The sequence below is a fragment of the Microcystis sp. M49636_WE2 genome (genome assembly GCF_030065375.1).
Taxonomy (GTDB): domain Bacteria; phylum Cyanobacteriota; class Cyanobacteriia; order Cyanobacteriales; family Microcystaceae; genus Microcystis; species Microcystis aeruginosa_C.
In genome coordinates this window covers 1-3195 of sequence record NZ_JASJFG010000473.1, presented here as the reverse complement: position 1 = coordinate 3195, position 3195 = coordinate 1, and the positions used below count along the sequence as shown (strand labels likewise).

Annotated in this window: 2 protein-coding genes; one reads left to right on the top strand and one right to left on the bottom strand. The window is 44.9% G+C overall.

Going from position 1 to position 3195, the window contains the following annotated elements; genetic code table 11:
• Positions 1–2286 (top strand): ATP-dependent Clp protease ATP-binding subunit (locus PX484_RS11205; RefSeq protein WP_288103850.1); only part of this gene is annotated, 2286 nt, incomplete at its 5' end.
• Positions 2287–2337: 51 nt separating this feature from the next.
• Here PX484_RS11205 and PX484_RS11200 read toward each other — a convergent pair.
• The gene (locus PX484_RS11200) at positions 2338–2481 is read right to left on the bottom strand and encodes a hypothetical protein (RefSeq protein WP_002801249.1); all 144 of its coding nucleotides are present in this window, start codon (positions 2479–2481) and stop codon (positions 2338–2340) included.
• Positions 2482–3195 lie beyond the last annotated feature (714 nt).

Sequence of the window (3195 nt, the reverse complement as noted above, 5' to 3'; positions counted from 1 at the left end):
TTAGGATTGATAGGAGAAGCCACCGCCACCGCAGCCTTAATTCTCAAGGATTTAAAAGTTACCCTGCACGAAAGTCGCCGCCTGATTGAAGGAATGACCGGCCGCGGCACCGGTTACAGTCCCGTTAATATCCCTTTTACCCCGAAAGCGAAAAAGATGTTCGAGCAAGCATTTCAGGAAGCTCGACAATTAGGGGAACAGGCGATCGCACCTGAACATCTATTACTCGCTATCACCAGCGATCCCGAATCCCTAGCCGCTAAAATTTTAATTATGCAGGGTGTTGATTTGATCAAACTTCGCGGCCTTTTAATTAAAAATGCCGGGGAAAAAGTCGCTAGTGGTCGCTTCACGGCAAAGAGTGACTATGAAGACCAGAAAAATGCTCCCCAAGGCGGGATTTTAGCCCAATATGGTCGCAATTTAAGCCAAGAGGTCAAAAATGGCAAAATTGACCCTGTAATCGGTAGAGAGCCAGAAATCGAGCGAGTTGTCCAAATTTTAGGCCGTCGCAGCAAGAATAACCCGATTTTACTGGGTGAGCCGGGGGTGGGCAAAACAGCGATCGCTGAAGGGTTAGCACAACGCATCCATAATGGCGATATTCCCGAACTTTTGCGGGATAAACAGGTAATTGCCCTCGATATGGGGTCTTTACTGGCGGGAACCCGTTTTCGCGGCGATTTTGAGGAACGTTTAAAGGGTGTGGTGGAGGAAGTTCGCAAATCGGGCAGTATTATCCTGTTTATCGATGAAATTCACACTCTTGTGGGTGCTGGTAGCATGGGAGGAGCTATGGATGCTTCTAACTTGCTTAAACCTGCTTTAGCTCGCGGCGAGTTACAGTGTTTAGGGGCAACTACTCTCGATGAGTATAAACAGCATATTGAGCGAGATGCGGCTCTAGAAAGACGTTTTCAGCCAGTTATGGTGGGAGAACCGACCAAAGAGCAGGCGATCGAGATTTTACAGGGTTTAAAAGCCACCTACGAGGATTTCCATCAGGTAAAATACGATCAAAAAGCGATCGAAGCTGCCGTTAATCTATCCTCTCGCTATATCAATGATCGCTTTTTACCGGACAAAGCGATCGATCTTCTCGATGAAGCGGGATCCCGCACCCATCTACGCTATTCCCTACAAAGTAAAAGTCCCGCAGAGGTTAGCGAAGAATCACCCCTAATTAACCCCGAATCTTTAATTCCGGTGGTGGATGCGGAGGAAATCGCCCAAATTGTCGCCGCTTGGACAGGTATTCCCGTTACCCAATTAACTGAAACTGAGTCGGAATCGCTCTTAAATCTGGAATGTCAACTGCACGAGCGGATTATTGGTCAACAGGAGGCAGTAAATGCCGTTTCTCGTGCTATTCGTCGAGCGCGAGTCAATTTAAAGAATCCTAACCGTCCGATTGCCTCGTTTATTTTTGCCGGTCCCACGGGAGTGGGTAAAACTGAATTAACGAAAGCCTTAGCTAAGTTGCTCTTTGGCTCGGAATCCAGTATGATTCGCCTAGATATGTCGGAATTTATGGAATCCCACACGGTTTCTAAGTTAATTGGTGCGCCTCCCGGATACATCGGTTACAATGAAGGCGGTCAGTTAACGGAAGCAGTGCGTCGTCAACCCTATAAAGTAGTTTTGTTTGACGAAATCGAGAAAGCACATCCCGATGTTTTTAATCTTCTCCTGCAACTGTTAGAAGATGGTCATTTGACCGATTCCCAAGGTCGTCGGGTGGACTTTAAGAATACCCTAATTATCATGACCTCGAATATTGGCTCAAAAGTCATCGAAAAAGGCGGTAATAGCTTAGGATTCGAGATTGCTGACGATTTTGCTCAATCGCGTTACCAACAGATTTCTAATCGGGTGACGGACGAGTTAAAACAATATTTCCGTCCCGAATTTCTCAACCGTCTCGATGAAATTATTGTTTTCCGACAGTTAACTCGCGAAGAAGTTACCCAGATTGCCGATATTCTGATCGCAGATCTAGCCAAACAATTGACAGAAAAAGGAATTTCTGTGGAAGTTACCGCCGCTTTCAAGGATTTGGTCATCAATGAGGGTTATGATCCTAGCTACGGTGCGCGGCCTTTACGTCGTGCCTTAACTCGACGCTTAGAGGATAGTTTAGCCGAGGCGATGTTATCGGGAAAAGTCAATTCTGGAGACCATGCGCTATTAGATGTAACTGCTGAAGCTGTGGTGACAGTCTCTAGTCATCAGCGCTCCGAGCAGAGCGATATTCTCTCGCAATTACAGTTACAATCGGTGGGTTAATCCGCTCAAAAATTGCTTTTTTCGGGGTTGAAAATTTTTCAACCCCGATTTTTATAATCTGGGAAAAATAACTTCTAGGGGAGCGGGAATCATCTCGGTGCGAAAGTCCAGAATCTGGACTAGGATTAAATAGGCAACGGCGATTAAAATCGAAATCGCTCCCGTGATAATGGCGATAATTTTAGCAGAATTCATATAGTTAACCGATAATTTCCTCAGATTATTGATCTATTGCCGCAAAAGCAACCGAAATTTATTCTCATCTACGATTGCGAGCCTAAACAATTTAAACTGAGGATATCTTACAGCACAATTCTCCCGGACGGTTGAGAAGGCAGTGCATCTCAGTTTTGTAGAAATATCCATAACACATTTTGGGCGCAGGCCCGGCACCCCTACCATAAACCCTATCTAAAGCTGTCCCTTGAAAATTTGACAGAAGATAGTTCTTGTCCCTCAATCCATAGACTAAACCCTATGGTCAAGCTTTAAATTATTTTTTATTTGAATCCATGCAACCAGCAAAACCCTTGCTATAATCGCCAATATATGGTATGAAACCAATTTCATCCACTGCATCGGCATCCCCAAAGTTGATCAACCTCGCTTTGTTTTAAGGTAGGCTCAGGCCTGCCTTACTTTTTATCAGTGATCAGTAACCAGTAAGCAGAAAATTGCCATTTAATACCGATCACCGCTCAGACTGTCCACGGAAAACTCACATCTGATCACTGGTAACTGATCTGATCCCCTAGCGTGATAAGCTGAGTATTGGCTAATTTTACAAAAAATTAAGACTTTCCCCTTGTGGGAGTTATCAGCTAAAACCCAGAGTAGACATAAACAATGGTAGCGACAACAGAAACTAACGTTGGTAAAATCGTCCAGATCATCGGTCCTGTCATCGAT

What these genes read in the sequence shown, in the direction of transcription:
- PX484_RS11200 (WP_002801249.1), bottom strand. Translation starts at nt 2,481, where the DNA reads ATGAATTCTGCTAAAATTATCGCCATTATCACGGGAGCGATTTCGATT.